Raw genomic sequence first — 26,104 nt, 5'->3', positions numbered from 1 at the left:
CCGCGGGCCGGCGAGGCGCTCTCCCGGGCGGCCCGCCAGATGGTGCACCTCGGCCGGCCCGACGACGCCCTCGACCTGATGAAGCTCGCCCAGTCCGGCTCCGGCGACGAGGTGCTGCCGCGGACGCGGGCGATGTTCCACACCATCGAGGCCTGGGCGCAGGCGTCGATGGGCAAGGGCCAGGCCATGCGCCGCACCCTCGGTCAGGCGGAGGACCTGTTCGTCTCGAACAAGGCCGATGTGGAACCGCCGTCCTGGATGCAGACCTTCAAGGACGAGGACCTGTACGGCATGCAGGCCCTGGCCTACCGCACCCTGGCCGAGTTCGAGCCCGGGGCGGCCGTGCACGCCCAGTACTACGCGGAGAAGGCGCTGGCGCTGCGTGTCGACGGACGGGAGCGGTCGAAGATCTTCGACCATCTGTCCATGGCGTCGGCCTGCTTCATCGCCCACGACCCCGAACAGGCGGACCGGTACGCCCGGCTGGCCCTGATGTCGATGGGCTCGAACTCCTCCCGCCGCACCTGGGACCGGCTGCGCCAGATGTACCGGCTCACCGCGGAGTACGCCAACTACCCGAGGATCAGCGAGCTGCGCGAGGAGATCCGGCAGGCGCTGCCGAAGGCGAAAGGGGGAAGGGGCGGCAACACCGCCCAGGCATGAGTCGGTTGGCGGGGCCGGTTGCCACGGTCCCGGTCTTTTACGGCGTCACCCGCGCGACGAGCACACAGGCGTCGTCCTCGCGCCCGCGTGCACCGAACTCCTCCACGACCGTCCGCACGCAGTCCTGTGCGGTGCGCGCCGCGTCGAAGCGCGGGGCCAGGTCCAGCAGGGGGCTCACGTCGGCCGGTTCGCTGCTGTTCCGCGGCACCAGCCCGTCGGTGTGCAGCAGGAGCAGGTCGCCTTCTTCGAGGGTCTCCTCGGCCTGTCCGTAGGCGGCGCCCGAGGTGGCGCCGAGGAGGACGCCGTCCGGTGCGCTGAGCCGGCGCCCCGTCCCGTCGCGGAAGAGCAGCGGGGCGGGGTGTCCGGCCTGCGCCCACGTCAGGGTGCGGGTGCCGGGACGGTAGCGGCAGCAGACGGCTCCGGCGAGGGTCGGCTGGGCGCCCGCGTCCAGTAACTGGTTGAGCCAGCTCATCAGTTGGGCCGGCTGGGCGCCCGCCATCGCCATGCCGCGCAGGGCGCCCAGCATCATCGCCATGGTGGAGGTGACGGCCGGGCCGTGGCCGGTGAGGTCGCCGACGCTCAACAGCGTTTCGCCGTCGGCGAGTTCGAGCGCGTCGTACCAGTCGCCGCCGATGAGTGAGGTCGTGGTGGCGGGCAGGTAGTGCGCGGCGAGATCGAGTGAGCGGGGACCCTGGTGCGCGAGCCGCAGGGAGCCGCGCCAGGGCGGCAGCACGGCTTCCTGCAGCTCGACCGCGAGCCGGCGCTCGGTCTGTGCCGCGTGCCGGTGGCGCTGCAGCGAGTCACGGGTCTCGCTCACCGCCCGCCGGCTGCGGTGCAGTTCGCTGACGTCCCGCAGCACGGCCCACATCGAGGCGGTGCTGCCGTCGGCGTCGAGCACGGGCTCGCCCATCATGTGCACGGTCCGGACCTCGCCGTCCGGCAGCACGATGCGGAACTCGCCGTCGATGGGCCGGGCGTCGACGAGGCAGTCGGTGACCATCGCCGTCAGCTTCGGCCGGTCCTCCTCGAGGACGAGGGAGGGCAGTTCGTCGAGGGTGAGCGGGGGAGTGGCCGGGTCGCGGCCGAGGAGCTGGTACAGCTCGCCGGACCAGACGGCCTCGTCGGTGAGCAGGTTCCACTCCGCGCTGCCGACCCGGCTGAGCAGCGCGCCGCGCCGGGAAGCGGTCGGCGCGGGTGCGGCTTCGGCTTGAGGCGGTCCGTCCCGCAGTTGCGCCAAGTGGGCGTCGAGGTCGTTGAGTTGGTGCAGCGCCAGATCGTAGAGCGCGCGCTGCCAGCGTCCCTGGGGGTCCGTCCCGTCGTCCTGCGCGTCCCGTCGTACGGCGTCCACCTCGCCCTTGAGCCGTCGCGTCTGCGTGATCAGCGCGTCGACCGAGCCGTGTCCTGGCGGCTGGGCGGCTGGGCGGTCCGCAGAGAGGTGGGGTGGCATGACGCACTCCGATGCGGGGGACGGGGACGACCAAAGGCTGACGGAAGGGCCGTTACGACTGTTGCACAGCCCGCGACTCCGTGTAAGGGATTTGGCAACACACGATACGGTGATGCGTTTGGCATATGCCACAGTCTTCGTGAGGGCGTTGAGTCGTGTGAAACGTGTAGGCGGTGGAGGGGTCAAGTCGTAGGCGCCGTACGCGACTTGGAGGAATCGGCGGGTCGCCCGAGGGGGATCATCCGGGTGTTCGACGGTCGTGTGTTCCATGATGTCGGGCCGTGAGAGGCCGGACCGTGCACTCGTGACGCAGGTCACATCAATTCGCCGCCGCTTTTGCGTAATGCGAACGGCCCCTGCGAGGTCCTACAAGCATCACGCCGAAACGGCCGACCTCTCACCGCCGCGGAGACCGACCATGGACCTCGCCCACGTCACCGTCCGACAGACCGCCCGTGCCCAGCTCATCACCGCCGAGGAGCGGGAGCTCCCCGTCCCCGCCACGCTGCGCTACACCTCCGCCGACCCCCTCGCCGTGCACCTCGACTTCCCCTCCGAGGCCTGTCTGCAGGGCGATCCGGTCACCTGGACCTTCGGCCGTGCGCTGCTGGAGGAGGGGCTGCGCGGTCCGGCCGGCAGCGGTGACGTCCAGATCTGGCCGTGCGGCCGGTCCCGTACGGTGCTGGAGCTCCACTCCCCGCTGGGGCTGGCCCTGCTCCAGTTCGACACGGCGGCCCTGCGGCGTTTCCTGCTGCGCAGCTACGCCGTGGTCGCCGCGGGCCGCGAGGACGTCGGTGCCGCGGTCGACCAGGGGCTGAACGCCCTGCTCGGCAATGTCTGAGGGCCTTCGGCGTCAGCGGTACGGGTCCGGGCGCGGGGCGAGGTCCACGGCCACGCGCGTGCCGTTCTCCAGCGCCCGGACCCCGGCCTCGGCGACGACGGAGGCCGCGTAGCCGTCCCAGACGGACGGGCCCGTGACCCGGCCCTGCCGGGTGGCGTCGACCCAGGCCTGCACCTCGCGGTCGTAGGCGTCGACGAAGCGGACCAGGTAGTCCTGGGGCACATCCGTGCCGGCGGTGCCCCGCGCGGTCGTGAGCAGCCCGTGGTCGTCGCCGATCCGGGCGCTGCCCGCCTCGCACACGGCCTCGCAGCGCACCTGGTAGCCGAAGCCGCAGTTGACGAAGACCTCCACGTCGACCAGGGCGCCCCCATCCGTCTCGAAGAGCACGAACTGCGGGTCGAGCAGGCCCTCCGGGGCGCCGGACGAGGAACGCGGCCGCAGCACGGTCACGGCCGTCAGTTCCTGGCCCAGCAGCCAGCGGGCCGCGTCGATCTCGTGCGACACCGAGCTGTCGATCAGCATGCCGCTGGTGAAGCCGGGCGGCGAGGAGACGTTGCGGTGGGTGCAGTGCAGCATCAGCGGCCGGCCGAGGCGCCCGTCGTCCAGCAGCGCCTTGAGCCTGCGGTACTCGGCGTCGTAGCGCCGCATGAAGCCGACCTGGGCCAGACGCCGGCCCAGCCGCGCCTCCGCCTCCAGGACACGCAGCGCGCCGGCGGACTCCGGCACCATGGGCTTCTCGCACAGCACCGGCAGCCCGCGGGCGAAGGCCGCGAGCAGGGCCTCCTCGTGGGCGGGACCGGGTGAGGCGATCAGCACGGCGTCGACGCCGGGGGCGTCCAGCGCGGACTGCGCCTCGCGGTGCACCGAGACCCCCTCGATCCCGGCGGCGGCCTCCTTCGCGCGGGCGGTGTCGGGATCGGCCACGGCGGCGACCCGGGCCCCGCTCACCACGCGGTCAAGGCGCCGTATGTGGTCGGCGCCCATGTGTCCGGCGCCCAGTACCGCCACGCCCAGCAGCTCACCCACGTGCGCTCTCCCTCCGGCCGACGATCACGCCGTAGCGTACGCCGCCCGGGGAGGACCGGGCCCGTCCGGTGGACCGGCTTGCCAGTGCCGCGGCAGGCAACGTTTGCCCGTTGGGGGGCGGCGTCGTGGGGGTACCTCCCGCCCGAGCCGCGAAGCCGGTTCGAGGGTGGGGGAGCGTGCTCTCGGTGTGCCGGCCGGAAGCCCTCGTACTGGATGTACTCGGGCTTTCGGCCGGTGCGGCGAGAGGGCGTGCCGGGCGTCGCGACGGGGCGAACGTCGCCTGCCGCGGCACTAGTAGCGGAGCACTCCCGCGATGCCGGCCGCGTCGCCCAGGGTGCCGTCGGGGACGAAGCGGACCTCGGCGCCCGTCTCCAGGCACTGCTCGACGATCTCGTCCACGATGTCGTCGCGGGCGTCGAGGTCGCTGCTCTCGGCCGGGACCAGATGGGCGCCGTCGTCACGCACGGTGACGCGGTAGTTCTCCTCGACGGCGAGCAACCGCACCCTGCCCTCCCGCGCGCTCTGCCAGACCTCGTCGACGCCGGCCGCGAACTGCTTGCGGCCGAGGGCCGACACCAGCTCCTGGCTGACCGTGTTCACGCTCTTGCGGGCCTCGGCGGCAACCAGGGGCCGCACGGCCTGCCACACCGCGTCCGGGGTCCCGTGCGACAGTCCGCCGTGCGGGACGTGCACCGCGTCCCTGGTCACGGTGCCGATCTCGTCGAGGGCCGACAGCGCCGCCTGCTCGCCGGTGAGGTACAGCGGCCGCGGGTCCTCGCGCAGCAGACGGCTCATCGCCGCGTCCGCGTCCCGCAGGAAATGGCGGGTGTCCTCGTCGCGGAAGGTGCTCGGGATGTCGCCGATCTGCTCCTGGCGCTCGGCGTCGAAGTTCGGGCGATGCCTGGTCAGCGGGAAGCCGCCGGAGTGGTCCTCGGTGACCCGGTCGACGCCGCCGCTCCACAGCGTGACGCGGTCGGCGGAGACCGACAGCACCCAGAACGGCCGCTCGGCCGCCTGTGCGGAGACCAGGTTGCGGGTGAGGAAGGTGTCGGAGAGGACGACCCGCTCGGGCACGGGACGGGCCAGGGACCACACCTGGTGCTCGCCCGGCGCGGCGAAGATCACCAGGCCGTCCTCGGCATGCGCCAGATCGACCTCGGCCAAGGCCCGGTCGAGCTGCTCGGCGACGTCGACGCGTCGCTCACGGGTGACCGCCGGGTCGGACTCCAGCTGCTTCTTCGCCTCGGCGACGACATTGCGCAGCCGGACCCGGTCCTGGGCGTTCAACGGGTCCCGGCGGTGTGTCGGGGTCAGCACGGACACCGCGGGATAGGGGCGCGGGCGGCGCAGTTCGGAGAGGGTCGCGGGGCTGAGTGCGTGCTCCATAGCAGCACGATAGGTCCGATTCGCGTAGGGGGCATTTGGGGCAAGGAGGTCGCGCGGGGCCGGTGCGCGGGCGGGACGGCGGATGCGATGTGGTGTGCCCGCCGCGGAGGATCTTGTAGGGTTCCGACTGTGCGCGTCTGCTGTTCGAACGCGTCAACTCCGTTCGACACGCAGGGTTTACATGGGTTCGACCCGTCGCGCGAGCGGGCCTTTGCTAGGGTGTTACTCGCCGGTAGCAAACTGAGTGGGGGGACGGGGACCCGGTAAGCGGACCGGTGAGCGGTTCCCCGGTGGACGGACGAGGCGGGTGATCCGGCGACGGCGCCGGAGCGGTCCCGGAGTCCGCGCGGACGCGGATGTCGCATCTCGAACTCCAGTTCCCCCGCGCGCTGACAGACAGGTGAGACTCGTCAACATGGCTCGTTCCCTGGTCGATCTGCTGACCACGCACGCCACGCACCAGCCCGACCGGACCGCCTACCGCTACCTCGTCACGGGGGACCTGGACGGAGAGATCCAGGAGATCTCCTACGCCCGCCTGGCCACCCGTTCCCGGGCCGTCGCCGCCTGGCTCCAGGAACGCGGCCTCGCCGGCTCCCGCGCGATGCTGCTCTACCCGCCCGGCCTGGAGTTCGTCTGCGGCTACCTCGGCTGCCTCGCCGCCGGAGTCGTCGCCGTACCGGGCGTGCCCCCGCAGGGCCGCGCGCAGAACCACCGCGCCCTCACCCGGATGAAACGCCTGATCGCCGACGCGGACGCCAAGGTGATCCTGGGCGGCCGCGAGGTCATCGCCGCCCTCGGCGCCATGGCCGAGCACCTGCCCGAACTCGCCGAGATCACCTGCGTGGCCACCGAGGACATGACCGAGGAGGCGGCCGCGGCCTGGCGCGAGCCCGACCTCACCGCCGACTCCGTCGCCTTCCTCCAGTACACCTCCGGCTCCACCTCCGCCCCTCGCGGAGTGATCGTCACCCACGGCAACCTGCTGGACAACGAGCGGGTCATCACCGAACGCATGGGCCACACCCCCGAGGTCGTCGAGGAGTACGGCCGCGAACTGATCGTCAGCTGGCTGCCCGTCTACCACGACATGGGACTCATCGGCCCGGTCCTGAACACGGTCTACCTCGGCCTGACCACCACCCTGTTCTCCCCGCTGCACTTCCTGCAGCGCCCCGACCGCTGGCTGCGGGCCGTCAGCCACTACCGCCCGCACACCAGCGGCGGCCCCAACTTCGCCTACGAGCTCTGCCTGAAGCACGCCACCCCCGAACTCGTCGACGACCTCGACCTGAGCTCGTGGAAGGTCGCCTTCAACGGCGCCGAACCGGTGCGCGCCGCCACCCTGCGGCGGTTCACCGAAACCTTCGCCCCGGCCGGGTTCCGCCGCGAGGCCTTCTACCCCTGCTACGGGCTGGCCGAGGCCACCGTCATGGTCACCGGCGGCACGGTGGGGCGGCCTCCCGTCCTGCTGGACGCGGACGGCGGTACGACCGACGCCGCCGCCGTGGGCTGCGGGAAGCCCGGCGAGGGGTTGACCGTCGTCGTCGCCGACCCCGAGCGGCAGCAGGAACTGCCCGAGGGCGAGGTCGGCGAGATCTGGGTGCGGGGCGCGAGCGTCGCGAAGGGCTACTGGCGCAACGCCCTCGCCACCCGCGAGTCGTTCCGCGCGACCCTGCCCGGCCGCGAGGGCCGCTTCCTGCGCACCGGCGACCTCGGATTCCTGCGGGACGGCGAGCTGTTCGTCACCGGCCGGCTGAAGGACCTGATGGTCGTCGACGGTCGCAACTACTACCCGCAGGACCTGGAACTCTCCGCCGAGATGTCCCACCCCGCGCTGCGGCCCGGCTGCACCGCCGCCTTCTCCGTGGACCACGGCGTCGAGGGAGAACTGCCCGTCCTCGTCGCCGAGGTGGCCTCCGACGCGGCCGGCGAGGCCGAGAAGATCACCGATCTGATCCGGGCCGCGATCGGCGACGCCCACGGACTGCCCGTGCACGACGTCGTCCTGGTCCACCCCGGCACGATCCCCAAGACCTCCAGCGGCAAGATCCAGCGCCGCGCCTCCCGCACGGCCTACCTCGACGGCACGCTCTCCGTGCTCGGCGCACCCGCCGACGGATGACGACGGCCCCCGTCGGCCCACCGTTCGGCCGACGGAGCCGCTCACCCCCGACCGCCGAATCCGTCCCTTCGCTCCGGCTCGCGCCTCTCCCGGCGTACCGAACCCGCCGCGCACCCAGTTCACGAGGACTCCTCTTCCGATGCCTGCGAACGCGTCTCAGCACCACAACCCCGAGCCGTCCGTGACGACCGCCGAGGGCGTGCGCGCCTGGCTGGCGACGGCCGTGGCCGCGGCGGCCGGACTCGACCCGCTGACCGTCGACCCGCACCGCCCGCTCGCCGAATTCGGCCTGGGATCCCGCCAGTTGGTCGCTCTCGGCGCCGACCTCTCCGAGCGGACCGGCCGCACCCTGGAGCCGTCCCTCGTCTTCAACCACCCCACGATCGCGGCGCTCGCCGACGCGCTCTTCGAGAAACCTCAGGCCGACCAGGCGTCCGAGCAGCCGGGGCGCGTCGAGCACGACGACATCGCCATCGTCTCCATGGCCTGCCGCTTTCCCGGCGGAGCCGAGGACCCCGAGGCCCTGTGGCGGCTCCTCGACGCCGGACAGGACGTCATATCCGAGGTCCCGGCGGGACGTTGGGACACACGAGGCCTCCTCGATCCCGACCCGGAGGCCACCGGCAAGGCCTACACGCTGAGCGGCGGCTTCCTCGACGGCATCGACCGCTTCGACGCGCCGTTCTTCGGCATCTCCCCGCGCGAGGCCGCCGCCATGGACCCGCAGCAGCGGCTCCTGCTGCAGACCACGTGGGAGACCCTCGAACGCGCCGGCATCGTCCCCGACACGCTGAACGGCAGCTCCACAGGCGTCTACATCGGCCTCTACGACAGCGGATACCTCGGCGCGGCCTCCCTCGGGCAGCTCGACGGACACGTCGGCACCGGCTCGGCCGCCAGCGTGGCCTCCGGGCGCATCGCCTACACGCTCGGCCTCCAGGGACCCGCGGTCACCGTCGACACGGCGTGTTCCTCCTCGCTGGTCGCGCTGCACCTCGCGGCGAGGGCGCTCGCGGCCGGGGAGTGCGACCTCGCCCTGGCGGGCGGTGCGACGCTGCTGGTGACGCCGCGCGGGCACGTCGAGTTCAGCCGGCTGCGCGGGCTGTCGCCGTCCGGGCGGTGCAGCCCGTTCTCCGCCGACGCGGACGGTGTGGTGTGGGCGGAGGGCTGCGGGCTGGTGCTGCTCAAGCGGCTCGCCGACGCCCAGCGGGACGGCGACCGGGTCCTCGCCGTCGTCAAGGGCTCGGCCCTCAACCAGGACGGCCGCAGCCAGGGGCTGAGCGCGCCCAACGGGCTCGCGCAGGAACGGGTGCTGCGGGCCGCCCTGGACGCCGCCGGACTGCGCCCGCAGGACATCGACTACGTCGAGGCCCACGGCACCGGTACCCGGCTCGGCGACCCCATCGAGGGCAACGCGCTCGCCGCCGTCTTCGGGCCGGGGCGGCCCGCCGACCGGCCCCTCGGCGTCGGCTCCCTCAAGTCGAACATTGGGCACACCCAGGCCGCGGCGGGCATCGGCGGCGTCATCAAGACGGTGCTGGCCCTCGGGCACGAGCGGATTCCGGAGTCCCTGCACGCCGAGACGCCCACCGAGCACATCGCCTGGGACGGCAGCGGGCTGCGCGTGACCACCGGCGCGGTGGCCTGGCCGCGCCGCGCGGACCGGGTGCGGCGGGCGGGCGTGAGCGCCTTCGGGATCAGCGGGACGAACGCGCACGTGGTGCTGGAGGAGGCTCCCCGACGGGAAGGGGCGACCCGGGACGAGGGGCCTCACGAGGGAGTGCCTCAGCAGGAGGGAGTGCCTCAGCGGGAGGGAGTGCCTCAGCGGGAGGGAGTGCCTCAGCGGGAGGGGGCCGGCCGGGCGGACGGGGTGCGTCGGGCGGACGGGACGTCCGGGGCCGGCCGCACAGGGCCGACCCTGTTCCCGCTCTCCGCCCGCAGCCTGCCCGCCCTGAAGGGACAGGCCGAGCGCCTCGCCGCGGCCCTGCGTGAGCGACCCGAGTCGCCCCTTCCCGCCGTCGCCGCGACCCTCACCCACCACCGCACCCACTTCGAGCACCGGGCCGTCGTCCAGGCGGCCGACCGCGACGAACTCCTCGCCGCACTGGGCGCGTTGGCCGACGGACACCCCGACCCCGACCGGACCACGGGCCCCCAGCACGCCTTCCCGCCCGGCAAGGTGGCCTTCGTCTTCCCCGGCCAGGGGGCCCAGTGGCCCGGCATGGCCCGTGACCTGCTCGCGCACGACCCCGTGTTCGCGGACGAACTCGACCGCTGCGACGGCGCCCTGCGCCCCTTCACCGAGTGGTCCGTCGCCGCCGTGCTGCGCGGCGACGCGGGCGCGCCCTCCCTGGACCGCGTCGACGTCGTCCAGCCGGTCCTCTTCGCCGTGATGGTGTCCCTGGCCGCCGTGTGGCGGGCCCGTGGGATCCGCCCGGACGCGGTGATCGGACACAGCCAGGGCGAGGTCGCCGCGGCCTGCGTCGCCGGGGCCCTCAGCCTCAACGACGCGGCCGCCGTCGTCGCCCTGCGCAGCCAGGCCCTGACCGCGCTGTCCGGCACCGGCACCATGGCCGTGGTCGCCCTGCCCCACACCGAGGTCGAGACCCGTCTCGCCGGCCTGGACGGCCGGGTGTCCGTCGCCGCCGTCAACAGCGGGCGCTCCACGGTGATCGCCGGCGAGGTGGAGCCGCTCCAGGCACTCCTCGACGCCCTCGACCGTGAGCAGGTGTTCGTCCGCCGGCTCGACGTCGACTACGCCTCCCACAGCGCCCAGGTCGAAGCGGTCCGCACGGAGATCCTCGACGAACTCGACGGGGTGACCACGTACCCGGCCTCCGTGGCCTGGTACTCCACGGTCACCGGCGAGCCCGTCACCGAGGAACTGGAGGCCGACTACTGGTACACCAACCTGCGCGAGGCCGTCCGCTTCGCGCCGACCGTGGAGCGCATGGCGGCCGACGGGTACCGGTGCTTCGTCGAGCTGAGCCCGCATCCCTCCCTGCTGACCGCCGTGCGCACGATCGGCGAGGAGGCCGGGCACGAGCTCGTCGCCGTCGGCTCGCTGCGCCGGGACACCGACGGGCCCGCCTGCCTGGACCGGGCGGCGGCCGAACTCCACGTCCACGGACGGTCCGTCGACTGGCGACGCGTCGTTCCCCTCACGGCCCCGGCCGCACTGCCCACGTACGCCTGGGACACGCAGCGGTACTGGATCGAGCCCGAGGGCGCCACCGGCGGCGCCGGACTCCTCGACCGCGCCGCGCACCCCTTGCTCGGCATCCAGCTCCGGTCGGCGGACGAGACCCGCTGGACCTTCCGCAACGAATGGTCCCCGGCCACCGCCGACTGGCTGCCCGACCACGCCGTGTTCGGCCGCACCGTCGTCTCCGGCACCACCCTGCTCGAACTGTGCCGGGCCGCTCTCGCCGCCGCCCGCCCCGACGAGCCCGCCGACGTCACCGGCCTGCTCCTCCTCGCCCCCCTCGTCCTGCCCGCCTCCGGCACCGTCGAGGTGTCGGTCGAGGTGGTCGCCGACGGTCCCGCGCCGGAGGTGACCGTGCACAGCCGTCCACGCGGTCAGGAGGCGGCGGGCTGGACGCTGCACGCCACCGCGTCGGGGTCCGAGCCGGCCGTGGCGGCGGGGGAGCGGCCCCCGGTCCGGCCCGAGGGCGCCGCGCCGGCGTGGACCCCGGAGACGTACGAGCGGCTGAGCAGGACCGGCCTCGGCTACGGCCCCGCCTTCCAGGGCGTACGGGATGCGGTGCTCACCGGTGACGGGGAGCTGCTCGCCCGCCTGTCCCTGCCGCCAACCGCCCGTGACGTGGCCGACCCCTACCCGGTCCACCCGGCGCTGCTGGACGCCGCCCTGCACGTCGCCGCCGCGCTCGACGCCGCCGACGACCGGGTCCTGCTGCCCGTCGCCGTGGGCCGCTGCACCCTGCCGCCCGGCGGAGCCGCGGACCTGACCGCCTCCGTGCGGCGGACGGGCGCGACGGCCGCCGACGTCACCCTCGACGTCACCCTGTGGGACTCCGACGGCTTCTTCGCGGGCCGCCTGGAGGACGTACGGCTGCGGACGGCGACGCCGGCCGACCTGAGCGGCGGCTCGGAGAACGCACGGCATCTGTACGAGGTGGCGTGGACGGCCGTGGACCTTGGGGCCGACGCTCAGGAGGGGGAGTGGGCCGTCGTCGGCGATCCGGCCGAAGCGCGCCGGCTGGAGGCGGCCGGGATCCGGGTGAGCGACACAGACGCCGATGTCGTCGTACGGTTCTGGCCGCGGCCCGCGTCCGACGCTGAACCCGCCGCGGCAGCACAGGAGTTGGCCGCGACGGCACTCGCCGAGTTGCAGGCGCTCGTCGCGCTCGCGCCGGGGCGGGCGCCCGCGCGGACCGTCTGGGTGACGCGGGGCGCGGTCGCCGCCGGTGAGGGCGACGCCGTTGCGCATCTCGCGCAGTCCGTGCTGTGGGGGCTGGCCCGCAGTGCGCGCGCCGAGCACCCGGACCTCGGGCTGACCCTGCTGGACATCGACGGCCCCGACTGCGCGGACGCGCTCCGGGCCGCCGTCGCCCAGGCCGGCGAACCCGAACTCGCCCACCGATCGGGGGAGTTGCTGGCGCCCCGGCTGATCCGCGCCCGCGCCACGGACAGCGGGACGGTGCCCAGCGACGGCACCGTCCTGATCACCGGCGGCCTCGGTGCCGTCGGCCGGCACATCGCGCGCCTGCTCGCCGAACGCGGCGTGCCGCGCCTCGTGCTGACGTCCCGTCAGGGATCCGACGATCCCCGTGCCGCCGACACCGTCGCCGAACTGGCCGCCCTCGGTGCCGAGGCCGAGGTGGCCGCCTGCGATGTCGCGGACGCCGACGCCCTGGCCGATGCCCTCGCCCGCGTGAAGACGCCCCTGCGGGGAGTGGTCCACTGCGCGGGCGTCCTGGACGACGGAGTGATCGCCGAGCTGACACCCGAGCGGCTCGCGCGGGTGCTGCGGCCCAAGGTCGACGGCGCCACGCATCTGCACCGGCTCACCGCCGGGCTGCCGCTGGAGATGTTCCTGCTGGTGTCCTCGGCCGCCGGCGTCCTCGGCAACGCCGGCCAGGGCAACTACGCGGCCGCCAACGTCTTCCTCGACCAGCTCGCTCACCACCGGCGCGCCCAGGGGCTGCCCGCGGTCTCCGTCTCCTTCGGCGCCTGGGCCGGTGAAGGCCTCGCCGCCGAACACGCCGACCTGGCGCGCATGGCCCGCCTCGGTCACCGCGCCCTCACCCCCGACCAGGGCCGCGACCTGGTGGAACTCGCCCTGCGACGCGGCACACCGCACCTGGTGGCCTGTGCCCTCGACCTGCCGCGTCTGCGCGAGACGGTGGCCGGGGCCGCTCTGTGGCGCTCACTGCTGCCCGCACCCCGCACCACCGGCCGGGACGGCGGCCTGGCCGGCCGGCTGGCCGCGCTGCCCGAGGCCGAACGCGCCGACCGCGTCCTCGCCCTCGTCCGCGAGGAGGCCTCCCGCGCCCTCGGCCTGCGCTCGGCGGAGTCCGTCCGGCCCGACCAGCCGCTGCGCGAACTCGGCATGGACTCGGTGACGGCGGTCGAACTGCGCAACCGCATCGGCGCGCGCCTCGCCGTCAAGCTCCCGGCCACCCTGCTGTTCGACCACCCCACCCCGGCCCGGCTCGCCCGCCACCTGCTCGACACCGCACTCGGCGCGACGACCGCCAAGGCGGCGGCCGCCGCACGTCCGGCCCGCACCGAGCCTCCGGCCGACGAGCCGATCGCCGTCGTGGCGATGGCCTGCCGTCTGCCCGGCGGCGTGCACGACCCCGACGACCTGTGGCGGCTGGTCGCCGACGGGCGGGACGCCGTCGGCCCCTTCCCGGCCGGGCGCTGGGACGTGGAGTCCCTCTACGACCCCGACCCGGACGCCCCCGGCAAGTCGTACGCCCGGGACGGCGGATTCCTCGACGACATCGACTCCTTCGACGCGGGCTTCTTCGGCATCACCCCGAAGGAGGCCGCCGCCATGGACCCGCAGCAACGGCTGCTGCTGGAGACGGCGTGGGAGGCGCTGGAGCACGCCGGGATCGTGCCCGCCGCCCTCGCCGGCAGCACCACCGGCGTGTACGTCGGCATGTTCGGCAGCGACTACCTGGCCGGCACCCGCCTCGACCAGCTCGACGGCTACGTCGGCACCGGCTCCGCACTGAGCGTGGCCTCCGGCCGGCTCGCGTACGCCCTCGGTCTGCACGGGCCCGCGCTGACCGTCGACACGGCCTGCTCGTCCTCCCTGGTCGCCACCCACCTCGCGGCGCAGGCACTGCGGTCGGGCGAGTGCGACCTCGCGCTCGCCGGCGGGGTCACCCTGATGGTGACCCCGCAGACCTTCGTCGAGTTCAGCCGACTGCGCGGGCTGTCCGCCGGCGGCCGCTGCCGCTCCTTCTCCGACGACGCCGACGGGGCGATCTGGTCCGAGGGCGCGGGCATGCTCGTCCTGAAGCGGCTGAGCGACGCCCGGCGCGACGGCGACGAGGTGCTCGCGGTGCTGCGCGGCACCGCCGTCAACCAGGACGGCCGCAGTCAGGGCCTGTCCGCCCCCAACGGGCCCGCCCAGGAACAGGTCGTCCGGCGCGCTCTGGAGCAGTCCGGGCTCACTCCCGCCGACATCGACCACATCGAGGCGCACGGCACCGGCACCACCCTCGGCGACCCCATCGAGGCGAACGCCCTCTCCCAGGTCTTCGGCGCCACCCGCCCCCAGGACCGGCCGCTGTACCTGGGATCCCTGAAGTCCAACATCGGTCACACACAGGCCGCTTCGGGCGTCGCCGGGCTGATCAAGGTGGTGCAGTCGCTCCGGCACGAGACCCTCCCGGCCACCCTGCACGCGGACACGCCCAGCCGGCATGTCGACTGGGACGACAGCGGGCTGCGGCTGCTCCAGGAGGCGCGGCCCTGGCCGGCGACGCGGGAGCGAGTCCGGCGCGCCGGGGTGAGCGCCTTCGGGATCAGCGGCACCAACGCCCATGTGATCGTGGAGGAGGCGCCTGCCGGCGAGCCCCTGCCGGAGGCCGAAGGGCCGGACGGCGACGGCAAGCGGCTGTTCGTCCTGTCCGGGCGCGGTGAGGCCGCCGTCCGCGGACAGGCCGCGCGGCTCCTGGCACACCTCACCGAGGACACCGTCCTGCCGGACGTCGCGTACACCCTTGCCCACCACCGCAGCCACTTCGAGCGGCGTGCCGCTGTCGTGGCCGGCGACCACGGCGAACTGCGCGCCGTTCTTGACGCGTTGGCGTCCGGCCGGGCGCCGCTGACCGCGCCCCGCGAGGAGCAGGGCGGGAAGGTCGCCTTCGTGTTCGCCGGGCACGGAGGCCAGTGGCCCGGCATGGGGCTGCAGTCGTACGCCGACTCCGAGGCGTTCCGTGAGGAGCTGACCCGGATCGACGAGGCCGTGCAGCGGCACGTCGGCTGGTCCGTGCTCAATGTCCTGCGCGCTCCCGAGGAGTTCTCTCCGCTGGAGCGCACCGAGTATCTCCAGCCGGTGCTGTTCGCGGTCAACGCGGCGCTGGCCGCCGCCTGGCGCGCACTCGGCGTCACCCCGGACGCCGTGACCGGACACAGCCTGGGTGAGATCGCCGCCGCGTACCACGCGGGCGCCCTCACCCTCGACGACGCCGTGACCGTGGTGACCGGGCGCGCCCACGCGGTCGTCCCGCTCGTCGGACGCGGCGGCATGGTCGCCGTCGACCTCCCGCACACCGAGGTCGAGGAGCTGCTCGCCCCGTACGCGGGACGGCTGTTCGTCGGAGCCGTGAACAGCGCCCGCTCCACCGCCGTCTCCGGCGAAGCCGGCGCCCTGGCGGAGCTGGGCCGCCGGCTGGAGGAGCGGGGTGTCACCGTCCGCCGGCTGTCGACGCCGTTCGCCTCGCACAGCCCGCTCATGGAACCGCTGCGCGACGAGTTGCTCGACCGCTTCTCCGGCGTCCGGGGCACGCGGACGGACATCCCCCTGTACTCGGCGGTGGCGGCCGAGCCGGTGGACGGCGGCCGCCTGGACGCCGCGTACTGGTACGCCAACCTCCGGCAGCCCGTCCGCTTCGCGGACACCGTCACCCGAATGCTGGACGACGGCTACCGCTACTTCGTCGAGCTGAGCCCGCACCCGTCGCTCACCGCCGCCATCGAGGCCGTGGCCGCCGAGGCCGGCATCGACGCCGTCGGCGTCGGCTCGCTGCGTCGCCAGCAGGACGGCCGGGCCATCCTGCTGCACCGGGTCGGCGAGCTGTACACGGCGGGGCACGCCCCCGACTGGACGGCACTGTTCCCGCAGGGCCGCCGCCTCGACCTGCCCACCTACGCCTTCGCCCGCGAACGCCACTGGCTCGCTCCCGCCCCGGCCACCGCGCCCGGTGTTTCTCCCCTGCTCGGCACGCACATCGAGGCCAGCGACGAACCCGACCGCCACCTCTTCCAGAGCGACCTCGACCTGCGCGACAGCCGTCTCGCCCACCTCGCCGACCACCGGGTCGCCGGAGAGGTCTGGCTGCCCGGTGCCGCCTTCCTCGGCATGGCTCTGGAAGCCGCCTCCACTGTGGGTGAGGGCGGCGAAGTGAGGCTGGAGGACGTGCGGTTCGTCCAGCCGCTGCGCCTCCAGGAGGACGAGCCCGTACGGCTGCAGCTCGTCCTGCGGCCCGCGGGGGAGGACGGCTCCCGCGAGTTCGCCGTGTCCTCGGCGACCGCCGGCGGCCGGCGCTGGGAACGTCACGTCAGCGGTCGAGTCGTCGCCGACGGCGCCCCCGTCGACGGCCCCCCGGTCTCCGAGCCCCACCTGGACGACATACGCGAGAACTGCCCGGAGGCCGTCGAACTGGCGGCTGTCTACGCCCGGTTGGGCGCGCTCGGTATCGACTACGGCCCCGCCTTCCGCAATCTGGAGGCGGGTCACCGCGGCGACACCACCGCCCTCGGCCGGCTCGCCCGGCGGCCCGCCGCCGGACACCTGTTCCACCCCGCTGTCCTCGACTCCGCCTTCCACACGGCCGCCCTGCCCGCCGCCGCGCCCGAGGGCCGGGCGTTCGTGCCCGCCGGGTTCGGCCGCGTCCGCTTCACCGGACGCCGCACCGCGCCCGTCTGGGCGAGCTGTGAGCTGCGGTCGCTCGCCGGGGACACCGCCACCCTCGACCTGCGGCTGTGGGACGAGGACGAACAACTCGTCCTGGAGGCCGAGGAGTTCCGCCTCGCCGCGCTCTCCCCGCTGGACGGCGCCCTCTTCGAGACCCGCTGGCAGCCCCGCCCGGCCGCCCAGGAACCGCCCGCCGAGGGAAGCTGGCTGATCCTCGCCGACGGGACCGGGACCGCCGACGACCTCGTCGCCCGCCTCCGCTCCTCGGAGGTGCCGCACGTCGTCGCGCGCAGCGCGGCGGAGTTCGCCGTCGAGGGCCCCGGGCGGTACGCCCTCGACCCCGCCGACCCCGGCCACCTGGCCCGGCTGCTCGACGAGGCGTATCCGGACGCCCTGCCCGCCCGGGTCGTCCAGCTCACCGCGCTCGACGCCCCGCCCGTCGCCGACGAGCGCACGGCCGAGGAGGCGGCCCGGCTCTGCTGCCTCAGCACCCTGCACCTGGTGCGTGCCCTCGCCGACCGCCCCCGTGGCCGTGCCCCGCGCCTGTTCGTCGTCGCCCGCGGCAGCCAGGCCGCCGGGGACAGCGAACAGGTCGTGCACCCACAGCAGGCGCTCGCCTGGGGCTTCGGACTCGCGGTCGCCCAGGAGTACCCCGAGCTGTCCACCACCCTCGTCGACCTGCCGCCCGGCGACGGCGCCGACGCCCTGTGGACGCAGCTGCGGCACGCCGACGACGAACGCCTCGTCGCCCTGCGCGACTCCGGCCGTCTCGTGCCGCGGCTGGCCCGCACCCACCCGGACGCCGACGGCGACCACGGCATCTCCCCCGAGGGCGTCCACCTGATCACGGGTGGACTCGGCGGTCTCGGCCGCGTCGTCGCCGAGCGGCTCGTCCGGCGCGGCGCCCGCCGCCTGGCCCTGCTGAGCCGGGGCACACCGGCCCCGGACGCCCAGCGCTGGATCCGGGGGCTGGAGGAGCGCGGGGTCACCGTGCACCTCGCCCGCGCCGACGTGGCCGACCGCGTCGGCCTCACGGCCGCCCTGGACGCCGTACGACAGGAAACCGGGCCCATCGCCGGGATCGTGCACGCGGCCGGTGTCCTCGACGACGCGACCGTGGCGAACCTGACCGACGAGCGTGTCCTGCGGGTCCTCGCGCCCAAGGTGCTCGGCACGGCCCTGCTCACCGAACTCGCCCCGGAAGCGGGGAACCTGGTCCTGTTCGCCTCGGCGGCCGGTCTGCTCGGCTCGCCCGGACAGAGCCCCTACTCGGCGGCCAACGCCTTCCTCGACGCCTGGGCCCACCACCTCTCCCGCACCGGGCGACGGGCGCTCAGCCTCGACTGGGGCGCCTGGTCCGGCGTCGGCATGGTCGCCGAGTCCGGCACCCGGACCGCCGAGACGGGCCGCTCCGGACTGGTCGCCTTCTCCCCGCAGGAGGGCGGCGAGCTGTTCGACCAGGTCCTCGCCAGCTCCCGCCGCCAGCTCGCCCCGATGGCCCTGGACCGGGAGCTGCTCGCCCTCGCCCCGGACGCGGTCCGCACCCGCCCCCTCCTCGCCGACCTCGTCACCGCGCCCACCGGCACCGGTGACGCGGACGAACTGGTGCGGAAGGTGTTCGCCGCCACCACCGACGAGGACCGCGCCACCTGGCTCGACGCCTACGTCCGCGCCCGTGTCGGCGAGGTCTCCGGCGGCATCGTCGACGCCACCGCGAGCACCGCGCTGAAGGAGCTGGGCCTGGACTCCCTCATGCTGGTGCGGCTGCGCAACTCCTTCGCCCGAGAACTGGGCGTCGAACTGCCCACCGCCGAGATGTTCGCCGCCGCCGACATCCGCGGCCTGGCACGGACCCTGGCCGCCGCCCTGCCCGAGCGGGCGGTGGACCAGCCGCCCGCCGGTCCCGCCGCCGACCCGGTCGCGGACGTGCCGGAGACCGAGACGCACCCGGCCACCCGTGACGTCGTGCGCCTGCTGCGCAGTGCCCGCCCGGACATGCCGCAGGCCGCCCACGCCGTCGGCCTCGCCGTGCGTCTCACCACTGCGACGGATCGTGAGACGCTCACCGGTGTCGTGGCCCGGCTCGCCGCACGCCACGCCGCCCTGCGGACGGCCGTCGTGACCGGCGCGGAGGGGCGCGAGCTGAAGGTGGTCCGGGAGCTCCCGGAGCCCTTGCTGCGCTGGACGCCCGTGACGGCGGAGCCGGACGCGGCCGAGCGGCTCCGGGAGCTGCTGGAACCGCCGTTCGATCTCGGGACCGCGCCCCTGTGGCGGTTCGAGCTGCTGGACGCCCCGGACCCGTGGGGCCAGATCCTGGTCTTCGGCGCCCACCATGCGGTCAGCGACCTGCAGTCCCTGCTGCTCGTGGCCGGTGAGATCGACGCCGAACTGTCCGGCACCCCGCTCGACGGCGACGTCAGCAACCGGGACGTCCACCTCCTGATCGAGGCCCAGCAGACCGGCGAGGGCACGGCGACCGACGCGTGGCGTGCGGCCTTCGAGGGCAGTGAGCGGCTCGACCTGACGCTGTCGAGTCCCCGCCCGGCCGAGCGGTCGTACCGGGCCGGGAGCGTCACCGTCTCCCTGCCCGACGGGCTCATGGACCGTGTGGCGGAGGCCGCGAGCAGGCTCGCCGTCACCCCCGCCGCCTTCTGCCTGGGCACCCTGACCGTGCTGCTGGCGCGGAAGCGGGAGAAGGAACGCTTCGTGCTCGCCGTGCCGGTGGACACCCGCATCCACGCCGACGCCTTCGACGCGGTCGGCTTCTTCGGCGTACCGGTGCCCTTCCCGGCCGAGGCGCGGGCGGCGGAACCGGTGGCGGAGGTGCTGCGCCGCACGGACGGCCGTATGGAACGGCTGCTGGCGAAGGGCGCGATGTTCTCCGACGTCCTGGCCACACTGGCCCGGCAGGGGCTGCACCGGGCGAACGCCCCGCTGGTGGAGGTCTACTTCAACTACGTCCGCTACGGAGGCCGCCTCGAACGGCTCGACGTCCTGCCGGCCGGCACCGGGTACTCCGACCTCGACCTGATGATCACCATGACCCCGGACGCGGGCCGCGTCCGGCTCGACCACAACCTGGACATCCTGGACGCGGCGGCCACGGCCGGGCTCGGGGAGGAGTTCGTGCGGCTGCTGGGGGAGGTGGCCGAGGACGCCGCCGCTCCCGTGCGTACGGCGCCGGTGCCCGCCACGTCGCCGGGCTCCATAGCCCTCGCCGCCACCTTCGCTCTCGGGCACCTCCCACTGATGTGCGAGACGGCCCTCAAGGACGCCGGCGGCCCCACGGTCGCCGAGGCCCCGTACCACCAGGTGCTCGCCGCCCTGCGCGACCCGGCCGGCGTCTTCGCCGACCCGGCGACGGCGGTCGGCGCCGTGCTCCTGAGGGCGCGGGACCTGGAGCGGTTCGGCCCGGTGGACGACGCACTCCTCGCCGAGCTGCGCACGCAGTACCCGGCCGCGCTGCGCGCCGTGGCCGAACGGACCCGCAAGCCGCTGATCGTCGGCTTCCTGCCCGCCGCCCACACCGATGAACGCCTCACCCGATGGGAGCGGGAGATCGCCGAGGAGCTGACCGGCCTGCCGGGCGTCGCGGTGCTCGGCCCCGACGACTGGACCCGCCACCACCCCGTCGGGGAGCGCTTCGACGAGCGCACCGAACGGCTGGCCCACCTGCCCTTCACACCGCCCTTCCAGGCGGCGGTGGCCCTGACCCTCGCCGACGTCGTCCGCGCGGTGCTGCGGCCCGCGCCCAAGGTGATCGCCGTCGACGGCGACGAGACGCTGTGGAGCGGCGTGGCGGGGGAGATCGGTCCCGAGGCCGTGGACCTGTCCGGGCCACGCGCGCTGCTCGCACGGCGGTTGTTGCAGTGGCGCGCGGCCGGGGTGCTGCTGGCGCTCGTCAGCAACAACGACGAGGAGACCGTCCGTGCCGTCCTCGACCGGCCCGACAGCCTGCTCAAGCCGGAGCACTTCAGCGTGCTCTCCGCCGCGTGGGCGCCGAAGCCGACCCGCCTGACGGAGGCGGCCCGCACCCTCGACCTCGGTGTGGACAGCTTCCTGTTCCTGGACGACAACCCGGCCGAGATCGGCAGGATGCGCTCCGCGCTGCCCCAGGTCCTGTCGGTGACCTGCCCGCCGGAGGCCGGACTGGAGGAGTTCCTGCACCGGTTGTGGCCCCTGGTCCCGGCCGCCGCGACCGCCGAGGACGCGCTGCGGGCCCGCTTCTACGACCAGGAGCGGGAGCGGGACGCCGTCCGCGATCAGGCCGGGTTCGAGGAGTTCCTCGCCCAGCTGGAACTCGAGGTCGACATCCGGCCCCTGGGGGAGGACGACGTCCAGCGGGCCGAGCAACTCGTCCGCCGCACCAACCAGTTCACCCTCCGCGCCCGCTCGGCCGACGGCGGTGACCTCGACCGGTGGCGGCAGCGCGGCGAGGTGTGGACCGCCGCCGCCCGGGACCGCTTCGGCGACTACGGCCAGATCGGCCTGCTCGCCGTCCGCGCCGAGGGCGACCGACTCGACGTCCTGGCCTGGCTGATGAGCTGCCGCGCCCTCGGCCGGGGCGTCGAGGAACGGCTGTTGGGCCGCCTCGCCGACCGGGCCGACGAACTGGGCTGCACCAAGGTGCGGCTGACGGCCGAGCGCACCCCGCGCAACGCGCCGGCCCGCCGGATCGTGGCCGCCCTCGGCGGGGGCGACCCCGACGACGAACGGCTGGAGACCGTGGCGACACCGGAGCACCTGCGGGCGTTCCGGTCCTGGGCGCAGTGAGGGCGTCGGGCGGCCGTGCCGCAGTGAAGGAAAGGACCGTGCACACTGTGAAGGGCTCTGATGCGTGACATGAACGAGGACGCGGCGGCGAACGCCGGGCAGCGAGCGACCGCCGAGTCGATCGAGCGGGGCGGAAGCGGGCTCAGCGTGACCGAGCTGCTGGCCATGGTCACGACGGCGACGAGCCCGGCTGAGGCACCGACGGCGGGCCCGGACCCGAACCCCGCGCACGCGGTTCCGGCCTCGGAGCCCGCGCGTGCAGTTCCGGGCCCGGATGCCGCGCAGGCAGTTCCGGTCTCGGATGCCGCGCGTGCAGTTGCGGCCCCCGAGGCCGGGCAGGCAGTTCCGGCCCCGGAAGCCGCGCGCGCTGTTCCCGCCTCGAATGCCGCACTCACGGTTCCGGCCTCGGAGCCCGCACGCGCGGTTCCCGCCTCGGAGGCCGCTTACGGAGTTCCGGCCTCGGAGCCCGCCCATGAGGCTGTCGTGCCGGACGTGGACGGCTTGGCCGCCGCCATCGCCGCCGCGGCCGGCCGCTACCTCCCCCAGGGGGCTCTCGACCCGGGCGCCGACTTCTTCGACGCGGGCGGCAGCTCCGTGCACGCCGTGGAACTCGCGGCGGAGCTGGAGCGCGACCTCGGCGTGGAGCTGGACCTCGACGACGTGTTCGCCGACGCACGTCCGGTCAGCCTGGCCCGGCGCTGGCTGGAGGCCGCCGGCCACGAGGCGGACCTCAGGGCCGCCAAGGGCGTCGGCACCAGCACGGTCACCGCGGTCACCGCCGTCACCACGGCCCCGACAGGCACCACGGCGTCCGCTGCACCGACGCCCCCGGCCGGCCTCACGTCCCCGGCCCCTCGCTCCCCCCGACCGAGCGCGACGCTCCCCCTCCCCGCCCCGGAGGACTCCCCGCACACCACCGCCCGCCGCGAGGACCTCGACCAGATCCTGGCCGACCTCGCCCTCGCCGACCGTCTCCCCTTCGTCCGCTCGCCCGAGCCGCTGCCGCCCCGCCGGATCCTGCTGACGGGCGCGACCGGCTTCCTCGGCAGTCACATGCTGCTCGACCTGCTGAGGCACAGCGACGCCCATGTCCACTGCCTGGTCCGCGGCGCCGACGAGGAGACCGCGACCGCCCGGCTCGCCGAGCGGTTGCGCAGCTACCGGCTGCCCTGGAACGCCGAGGTCCGCCGCCGGGTCACCGTCCATCCCGGCGACGTCCGCAGGCCCCGCCTGGGTCTGTCCGAGGAGGTGTGGCACACCCTCGCCCACGAGGTGGACAGCATCGTCGGCGTGGCCGCGGCCGTGGACTTCCTGCGCGGCTACCGGTCGCTGCGGGCCAGTAACGTCCTCGGCACCCTCACCCTCGCCGAACTCGCCGCCACCGGACGGCCGAAGCCGCTGCACCACATCTCCTCGATCGCCGTCTTCAACGAGGTCGGCATCACCTCCATGGGCGAGGACGACCCGCTCGCCCACGTCGACCGCCTGATCGCGGGCTACGACCAGTCCAAGTGGGCCGCCGAGGTCGCTCTGCGCCGCGCCCGCGACCACGGCCTGATCGTCTCCGCCCTGCGCCCCGGCGGCATCAGCGGCCACAGCAGGACCGGCGCCTACAACCCGCAGGACCTCAGCAGCGGCCTGATCTCGGCCTTCGGCCGCTTCCGCACCGTCCCGGCGTTCCGCTACCTCAACGCGGCCCCGGTCGACTGGGTGAGCCGGGTCGCCGTGGCCGTCGTCTGCGAACCCGACGCCTGGGGCTTCGACTACAACCTCACCGGCGTCCCGAACACCCTCGACGACGTCGTCCGCGACATGGCCTTCGGCGGCATGCACGTGCGGGTCCAGGACTGGGACGAGTGGCGCATCGGCACCCTGGCCCGCCTGGAGGCCGAGCCGGTCCCCGAACTCACCTTCCTCAGCCGCGTGTTGCAGAGCCCCACGGCCCTCAAGCTGTGCGAGGCCACCCTCAAGGGCCCGGCCGCCGGCGGCGAACGCACCGACGCCCTCGTCGAGGCCCTCGGCCTGCCACCCGCGGCCCGCTACGACGCCCGGGCCCAGCTGAAGACGTTCGAGAGGCTCGCCGGCGACGGACTCGCCCGGCTGCCGCAGAAGGAGGACCAGCCGTACCTGTGGTTCGCCGAGACCACCGAGGGCAGTGTGCGCACGGTCGGCGACGGCACCGTCAGCCCCTGCTCGACGGCCCTCACCCTCTCCATCGCGAGCATGTACCAGCTGGTGAAGGAACGCCGGGTGGACGTCACCGGCGAGGTCACCTGCCCCGCGCTCCACGCCGAACCCCTCACCGTCGTCCACGGAGACGTCTGGGTCCGCCCCGAGGAGGGCATCCCGCAGCAGCACGGCCTCAAGCACCAACTCCTGCGGTACAGGCTCCGGTTGCGTGACGCCGACGGCGGACTCTGGTGGCTGGAGGGCCACAAGTACGCCCGCGCCCGCCGCGACCTGTGGCGTCAGACCCGCGCGCTCTCGATCGAACTCGGCCGCGAGGGCGAGTCGGCGACGCTGACCGGGGAGGTCGTCGTCCCCGCCGACTCCTACGTCCGCGACCAGATCGACGGCATCCGGGTCGCCCCGCACCTCACCGCCCAGGAGAAGCGCGCCGCCAAGCTGACCTGGCTCGCCTGGTTCGGCCTGGAGATGGGCCGCGGCCTCCTCGGCCCCTTCGCCCGCGCCGCCGCGGACCTGCTCGACCTGCGCCGCACCCCGAACCCCACGGAGCACCACCGATGATCTTCAGGACGACCCCAGCTCCCCGGCGGCCGCTGCGCAAGGTCAGGACCACCACCGCCCTGCGCCCCCTGCGCCACCGCCTCGACCCGGCCCGCGTGGAGGAGATCCCGTTCCGCGCGGCCGACGGCGTCCGCCTCGGCCTCACCCGTGTCGACACCGGCGACACCGGCCGCCCCGCCGTCCTCCTGCTGCACGGCCACACCGCGTCCGCCGACATGTTCCTGCTCCCCGAGACCCGCAACCTCGTCGACGCCCTCCTCGACGACGGCTACGAGCCCTGGCTGCTGGACTGGCGGGGCAGCTGCCGGCTGCCGTACAACGAGACCGGCGCGCGGTACACGTACGACGACGTGGCCCTGTACGACATCCCGGCGGCCGTCACCCACATCCGCGAACGCGTCGGTGACCGCCCGCTGTTCGTGGTCGCCCACTGCATCGGCTCCCTCACCCTCTCCCTCAGCATGGCCGCCGGACTCGTCCCCGGTCTCGCCGGAGTGGTCTCCCAGGGCGTCTTCCTCACACCGAAGCTGGCCGGCCGCACCTCCCTGCGCATGTCCGTCGCGGCGGAGCTGCTCAAGACCCGCATCGACCACATCCCGGTCGACTTCCGCAAGGTCGGCCTCCGGTCCAGGTACACGCCCCTGTTCGCCCTCGCCTCCCGCGGGGCGAGCTGCCCGGACCCGACCTGCCAGATCCTGCACAACTCGGCCTGGGGGACGGGCGCCTCCCTCTTCGTGCACGAGAACCTGTCCGAGACCACCCACGACCGGCTCGCGGAGCTGCTCGGCCCGGCGCCGCTGTGGATCCTGCCCCACCTGCGCCGCATCGAGCTCGCGCGCAGCGTCGTCCGCTGGCACGACACCGACCACCGCTACCGGGCCCTGCCGGCCAACGCCCTGGACGCGGCCGCCCGCATCGACACGCCCGTCCTGCTGCTCGCCGGCAGCGAGAACGGCCTGTGGCTCGACTCGCAGAGGCTCTGCCACGAGGTCCTCGCCCACCGGCAGCCCCAGCTCGACGTCCGGTACACCGAGATCCCGGGCTACGGCCACCTCGACACCTTCCTGGGCCGTGGCGCCGCCCTCGACGTCTTCGGGCACATCCTCGATTTCCTCGGCGAACGACGGTGACGGGGACCCCGCCCGCCGGTTACCGTACGCGTCAGTAACCGGGACGTGTTCGCAGGAGGCACCCATGCCGCAGCTCGAAGTCGACGGCGCAGCACTGACGTACGACGACGAGGGTCCGCGCGACGGCGGCGGGGTGCCCCTGGTGTTCGTGCACGGGTGGACCGCCAACCGGCACCGCTGGGACCACCAGGTCGCGCACTTCGCCGAGCGGCGGCGGGTGGTCCGGCTCGACCTGCGCGGGCACGGCGAGAGCGGCGGGGCGGGCGTGAAGACGATCGACGAGCTGGCGAAGGACGTCCTCGCGCTCCTCGACCACCTCAAGATCGAGCGCTGTGTGCTGGTCGGCCACTCGATGGGCGGGATGATCTCCCAGACCATCGCCCTCGCGCACCCCGAGCGCGTCGAGCGCATGGTGCTGGTGAACTCCATCGGCCGCATGACCTACAACCGCGGCAGAGGCCTGCTGATGGCCGTCTCCACACTCGTTCCGTTCAAGCTGTTCGTCGCCACCAACATCCAGCGCGCCTTCGCCCCCGGCTACCCGCGCGACGAGATCCGCGCGTACGTCAAGTCCTCCGCGGACACCCCGCGCGAGGTCGTCATGACGCTGTACGGCGCCATGCGCGCCTTCGACGTGCTGGACCGGGTGGGGGAGATCCACACCCCGACTCTGATGATCCACGGCTACCACGACATCCAGCTGCCGCTGAAGCAGATGCTGCGCATGGCCAAGGCCTATCCGGACGCCACCGTCCGCATCCTCGACGCCGGCCACGAACTGCCCGTGGAGAAGCCGGCCGAGCTGACAGCCGCGATCGACGCCTTCGTGAGTCCCAGCTCCGGCTGA

10 protein-coding genes are annotated in these 26,104 nt (G+C 74.1%); 7 read left to right on the top strand and 3 right to left on the bottom strand.

Going from position 1 to position 26,104, the window contains the following annotated elements:
* The coding region (locus tag ACPT94_RS29135; protein WP_489686594.1) for an NsdA family TPR-like regulatory protein at positions 1–663 on the top strand (663 nt) is incomplete at its 5' end.
* Positions 664–700: 37 nt separating this feature from the next.
* Here ACPT94_RS29135 and ACPT94_RS29130 read toward each other — a convergent pair.
* Positions 701–2,110: a PP2C family protein-serine/threonine phosphatase gene (locus ACPT94_RS29130; RefSeq protein WP_360339388.1), complete on the bottom strand. Its 1,410-nt coding sequence runs from the start codon at positions 2,108–2,110 to the stop codon at positions 701–703.
* Between the two features lie 418 nt (positions 2,111–2,528).
* Here ACPT94_RS29130 and ACPT94_RS29125 point away from each other — a divergent pair, with 418 nt between their 5' ends.
* Entirely contained in the window at positions 2,529–2,951 is a 423-nt protein-coding gene (locus ACPT94_RS29125; protein ID WP_360339385.1) for an SsgA family sporulation/cell division regulator, read from the top strand.
* Positions 2,952–2,963: 12 nt separating this feature from the next.
* On the opposite strand, the gene ACPT94_RS29120 is transcribed toward ACPT94_RS29125, so the two are convergent.
* Entirely contained in the window at positions 2,964–3,977 is a 1,014-nt protein-coding gene (locus tag ACPT94_RS29120) for a Gfo/Idh/MocA family protein (RefSeq protein WP_360339382.1), read from the bottom strand.
* Between the two features lie 291 nt (positions 3,978–4,268).
* Positions 4,269–5,363 (bottom strand): baeRF3 domain-containing protein, encoded by a 1,095-nt coding sequence (locus ACPT94_RS29115; RefSeq protein WP_360339379.1) that lies wholly within the window; start codon positions 5,361–5,363, stop codon positions 4,269–4,271.
* 415 nt (positions 5,364–5,778) lie between these two features.
* Here ACPT94_RS29115 and ACPT94_RS29110 point away from each other — a divergent pair, with 415 nt between their 5' ends.
* The 5 genes from ACPT94_RS29110 (at position 5,779) to ACPT94_RS29090 (ending at position 26,104) form a co-directional block, all read left to right on the top strand.
* Positions 5,779–7,488 (top strand): fatty acyl-AMP ligase, encoded by a 1,710-nt coding sequence (locus ACPT94_RS29110; RefSeq protein WP_360339376.1) that lies wholly within the window; start codon positions 5,779–5,781, stop codon positions 7,486–7,488.
* 139 nt (positions 7,489–7,627) lie between these two features.
* Positions 7,628–21,379, top strand: coding sequence for an SDR family NAD(P)-dependent oxidoreductase (locus ACPT94_RS29105; protein ID WP_425247203.1), 13,752 nt, complete (start codon positions 7,628–7,630; stop codon positions 21,377–21,379).
* Positions 21,380–21,439: 60 nt separating this feature from the next.
* Entirely contained in the window at positions 21,440–24,127 is a 2,688-nt protein-coding gene (locus ACPT94_RS29100; RefSeq protein WP_425247202.1) for a thioester reductase domain-containing protein, read from the top strand.
* Positions 24,124–25,257 carry an alpha/beta hydrolase gene (locus ACPT94_RS29095; protein ID WP_425247201.1) on the top strand — a complete coding sequence of 378 codons (1,134 nt, stop codon included), beginning with the start codon at positions 24,124–24,126 and terminating at the stop codon, positions 25,255–25,257. The genes ACPT94_RS29100 and ACPT94_RS29095 overlap by 4 nt, the downstream gene beginning before the upstream one ends.
* Positions 25,258–25,321: 64 nt before the next feature.
* Complete coding sequence (locus ACPT94_RS29090; RefSeq protein WP_425247200.1) at positions 25,322–26,104, top strand: alpha/beta fold hydrolase; 783 nt, start codon at positions 25,322–25,324, stop codon at positions 26,102–26,104.

The organism is Streptomyces aurantiaciflavus, assembly GCF_049808595.1.
Lineage (GTDB): Bacteria > Actinomycetota > Actinomycetes > Streptomycetales > Streptomycetaceae > Streptomyces.
The sequence above is the reverse complement of the archived record's forward strand: the minus strand, read 5'-3'. Positions and strand labels throughout refer to the sequence as shown.